Raw genomic sequence first — 4,566 nt, 5'->3', positions numbered from 1 at the left:
GCCGTCACCACCCGCGAGCAACATCAACTCAAGCAGACCGGCGTCTACCTGCAGGATCAACTGAACTGGGACCGCTGGCACCTGGCACTTGGCGGCCGCTACGACTGGGTCGATATCGAGAGCAGGAATCGCGATACCGATGCTACCAGCAAACTGGACGACACCCAGTTCAGCGGTCGTGCAGGCCTGCTGTATTCCTTCGACAGCGGCATTTCGCCCTATGTGAGCTATTCCACCTCCTTCACGCCGACCAGCTTCGTCGACTCAACGGGCAATCTACTCGAACCGATGAAAGGCGAACAGGTCGAGACCGGGCTCAAGTTCCAGCCTAATGACACCCAGGACCAGTACTCTGTTGCGCTGTTCCATATCAGCCAGGAAAACGTGGCAACCAAGGAGCAGCCTACTGATCCCTACCGCGCCGTGGGCGAGATCGAGTCTCAAGGCATCGAGTTCGAGGCGAGCACCCAGCTGACCGAAGCGTTACGTCTGCAGGCGGGCTACGCCTACACCGATATCACCTACGCAGAGAGTGACGATGGCAACGAGGGCAACAGCGCTATCTACGCGCCGAAGCACAGCGCTTCCGCGTGGGGCTACTACGACGTCATGCAGGGCCCGTTGGCCGGCCTCAGCACCGGACTTGGCGTGCGTTATCACGCCGACATCCAGGCCGACCGCGCCAACACCGAGCAGGTGCCGAACTACACCCTGCTCGATGCAACCCTAGGCTACGACTTCAGCCAGGCGGGCCTTGAGGGCGTGTCCGCTCGCCTTAACGTCAATAATTTGTTGGATAAGGAATACGTGGCGTCCTGCAACTCGCTGGACTTCTGCTACTTTGGCGCCGAGCGCAGCGTTAATGCCACTCTGAGCTATCGTTTCTAGCGGCGGTTAAGAGTTACTCATTGACATTTTTTCTGGAATTGATAACCATTATCTTTTGGTTTTTAACTCCCCTCCTGCAGCAGCATCTCTCATACGGGAGGTAATGCGGAGATCATGATGCTCGACGTTCACGCCGCAAGCTTTGAAGTCCAGGGTAAACGCCTGCTGCACCCAACAACGTTGAGCTTCGAGACCGGGCGTGTCCATGGCCTGATCGGTCACAATGGCTCAGGAAAGTCCACTTTGCTCAAACTGCTTGCCCAGCAGCAATCAGCTAGCAGCGGTGCCGTACACTTCGATGGCCGCGAACTGTCTAGCTGGGGCCAGCGAGCGTTCGCCCGGGAAGTCGCCTATCTGCCCCAGCATCTGCCCGGGGCTGAAAACCTGACCTGTCGCGAGCTGATTGCCTTTGGCCGCTATCCATGGAAGGGTTTACTCGGCCGTTCGCATCGCGACGATATCGGGCATATAACCCAAGCCATGGCGCTGACTCATACCGAGTCTTTCGCCGATCGCCTAGTCGAGACCCTCTCCGGTGGTGAACGCACGCGAGTATGGTTGGCCATGCTACTCGCTCAAGGCAGTCGCCTGCTGCTGCTCGACGAACCCTTGGCAGCACTAGGTATCGCCCATCAGGTTGAGGTCATGTCGCTGGTGCGGACCCTGTCTCGAGAGCTGGGGCTCGGCGTTATTATCGTGCTACACGACATCAATATGGCCTCGCGCTATTGCGATCACCTGGTTGCTCTACACACCGGCCGGGGCATCGCCGAAGGCTCGCCGACACAACTGATGCACAGCGACCTGTTGGAAAAGATCTACGGCATCCCGATGCAGGTAATGCCCCACCCCAGTGGTGAACATGCCGTTGCCCTTGTTCACTAACGCGCCGTCGCCGCCAACCTCATGACTCAACGCTACTACCACGCTTTTACACCCATGATCGCGCCCCTAATGCTAGCCTTGGCAATAGCACTAGCTCCCCCCGCCTTCGCCGGGTCTCGGCTCGCCAGCCTCGACTGGACTCTGGCCGAGACCCTGATCGAGCTAGATGCGCCGCCGGTGGCGCTGGCTCAGGTCGACGACTATGCCAGTTGGGTTGGCCAAGCAACGCCGCCGCCGGTCATCGACATGGGGTTGCGCACCCAGCCCAACCTCGAACTGCTGGCAAGCCTCGCTCCGGAACACATCCTGATTTCGCCGATGTTCGACAATCTTGCGCCGCGCCTTTCCGCTATCGCACCGGTAGAAACGCTCTCGATCTACACCCCCGACGAGCCAGTCTGGCCAGAGCTCGAGTTGCTGACACGCAAGCTGGGGGAGCTAAGCAAACGCGAAGAAGCCGCGGAACAGCTGATTGAGACCTCTGGTTTCGAGGTCGATTGCCTGGCCTCGCACCTGCCGACAGAGTCCCGGCCGTTGATGATCGTGCAATTCATGGATGCTCGCCATGTTCGCATATTCGGCGCCAACAGCCTGTTCGACAACGTCATGAGCCGGCTCGGTCTGATCAATGCATGGCAGGAGCCGACCAACGCCTGGGGCTTCAGCCTGGCGAGGCTCGAGCGCCTGATCAGCCTCGAGCAAGCGCGTCTGGTCATCATCGAGCCCTATCCCGCGGGTGTGGCCGCAGCACTGAAGACCAGCGCTCTGTGGCAAAACATCGCCAGTGTAGTCCGAGATGACGTTATCACTCTGCCGCCGATCTGGAGTTTCGGCGGCCTGCCATCGGCAACGCGCTTCGCCAGGACACTGGCCGCGGCACTGAGCGACGATCAGTCACAAGTACTCAAGGCCTGCGCTAACGGTAAACCGCCCGATCAAACGCTTAGTATCTTGCCAACCAACCACAGGACCGACACCGGCTCAGCCCTCACCACGGAGAACGCCCATGGCAGCCATTGAGCGGCGGTCACTACGCCGATCCTGGCTTTGAATGTATGACCATTCAGAGAGAAAAACTGTTACCAGTCTAGGCCAACCGTGGCGCGGCAGGTCCGGCAACCCAGGCACTGGCGCGATCTCTGCAAACCGCCTGCCGACAGTGGGATGAGCAGCTCAAGCAACAGACGAGTGCCTGATGGGCCGTTCAATGACGCGGTCTATTGAAACTTGAGACCGTCGACTCTGAGTTCATGAAAACTCACGCCTCAAGTCGAGTGTGGACTTCACACCCAGGCTTTCATAGTTTTCATCAAGAAAAGTCTTGGCTGATTCACGGCCAATATCTCGCAGGTACACCAGAAACTCCCACTCAGAGTTCATTTTGCTGGAAGCCGATAATTCATTCATTTTCTCGGCGCCCTCCACACGGTGCATCAATATATTCGCGTAATACTCTTCATCCAACTTGTTGTCATTCAGAAGACGATGCACAAAATCAATACCGCGCAACTCTCTCAATAAGGACGAATTGAACGAGATTTCATTGATACGATTCTGAATTTCCATGGCAGTTTTTGGTGTTTCATTCCGTTCAACCGGATTGATCTGAACGACCAATATATCTTTTGACTTTGTGGAGTGATACAAAGGGTATAAAGGCGGATTACCCACATAGCCGCCATCCCAGTAAGGCACCCCATCAATTTCAACGGCTTGATAAATGGAAGGTAAGCAAGCAGAGGCCAGGACCATATCCGCCGTCAGCTCTTCACGTTCGAATATTTTTATCTTCCCCGAATGCACATTGGTTGCCGCAATAAACAGTTTTAATACGCTACATGCCCTTACCTTTTCGAAGTCAATAGTCGACTCAACCAAGTCTCGCAGTGGGTTAATATTCAACGGGTTGATATCGTAAGGAGAAGCAACCCGACTGAACAGATCAATCATCACATTAGTTGGCGAGTAGCCCATGTCCCAGCTGCCAGTCAGTACGCTCAAAGGGCTTCGCTTGATGGGGCTGAACCTGCCCATATGTGCCACCTGTCGCCAAAACTTTTCAAGCGACTCACGCGCACCATCTGCGCCATTTTCCATATAACCCTGTGCCAACACCGCTGCATTCATTGCGCCTGCGCTGGTGCCCGAAATCCCGCCGACACTGACACGTTCGTCTTCCATGAAGTAGTCCAGCACTCCCCAGGTAAATGCCCCGTGTGAGCCACCGCCCTGTAGTGCCAGATTGACCGATTTTTTACGCATCCGTATCGTACTCCTTGTCTACATGTAGGGTTCTGGATGACGAACCTTTGTTCAGGCAATTTTCCAGCGTGGATCTATTTTGCGTTAACATAGGCAGAGTCTGCTGCAAATACCAGTCACGCCTAACATCAGGTGTTAGCCGATCTGACACAGCTGCGCTGGTCGGTGATCGGTCACCTGCAGACCAGCAAGGCCAAGCATGTGGCGCGCTTTGCCAGCGAGTTTCAGGCCTCGACAGCCCTGCGGATAGCTGCTGCACTGGAACGGCGCTTTGAAATCGAAGAAGGTGCCACCGTGGTGCGGGTGGGACAGGCAACCTTCGGCCCACGCCCACCGCCCGGCAGCCACTATTGGCCGGATGCTGATCAGAACACCAGCAGGGGCTGAAGATAAGGTAAATTACATACAGACACAAAAAACCGCCTCATATGAGACGGTTTTGATATTCTGCAATCTGTTGAAGATGCTATTTTTAGCTGGTGCCGACACCAGGAGTCGAACCCGGGACCTACTGATTACAAGTCAGTTGCT

Annotated in this window: 4 protein-coding genes and 1 pseudogene; 4 read left to right on the top strand and 1 reads right to left on the bottom strand. The window is 56.0% G+C overall.

The window, feature by feature from the left end; all coding sequences use genetic code 11:
* From ACTH3D_RS06500 to ACTH3D_RS06490, 3 genes and pseudogenes are all read left to right on the top strand, one after another.
* A partial coding sequence (locus tag ACTH3D_RS06500; RefSeq protein WP_441666253.1) for a TonB-dependent siderophore receptor occupies window positions 1–888 on the top strand: 888 nt, incomplete at its 5' end.
* A 114-nt stretch (window positions 889–1,002) separates the two neighbouring features.
* Window positions 1,003–1,497 (top strand): annotated as a pseudogene (locus tag ACTH3D_RS06495) (ABC transporter ATP-binding protein); the annotation flags it as partial.
* A 330-nt stretch (window positions 1,498–1,827) separates the two neighbouring features.
* Complete coding sequence (locus ACTH3D_RS06490) at window positions 1,828–2,793, top strand: iron-siderophore ABC transporter substrate-binding protein (RefSeq protein ID WP_441666252.1); 966 nt, start codon at window positions 1,828–1,830, stop codon at window positions 2,791–2,793.
* A gap of 228 nt (window positions 2,794–3,021) precedes the next feature.
* On the opposite strand, the gene ACTH3D_RS06485 is transcribed toward ACTH3D_RS06490, so the two are convergent.
* Window positions 3,022–4,035 carry a patatin-like phospholipase family protein gene (locus ACTH3D_RS06485; RefSeq protein WP_441666250.1) on the bottom strand — a complete coding sequence of 338 codons (1,014 nt, stop codon included), beginning with the start codon at window positions 4,033–4,035 and terminating at the stop codon, window positions 3,022–3,024.
* Between the two features lie 132 nt (window positions 4,036–4,167).
* Between ACTH3D_RS06485 and ACTH3D_RS06480 the strand changes: the two genes are divergently transcribed.
* Complete coding sequence (locus tag ACTH3D_RS06480; RefSeq protein ID WP_441666249.1) at window positions 4,168–4,422, top strand: hypothetical protein; 255 nt, start codon at window positions 4,168–4,170, stop codon at window positions 4,420–4,422.
* Window positions 4,423–4,566 lie beyond the last annotated feature (144 nt).

Source organism: Halomonas sp., from assembly GCF_052095765.1.
Lineage (GTDB): Bacteria > Pseudomonadota > Gammaproteobacteria > Pseudomonadales > Halomonadaceae > Halomonas.
The sequence above is the reverse complement of the archived record's forward strand: the minus strand, read 5'-3'. Positions and strand labels throughout refer to the sequence as shown.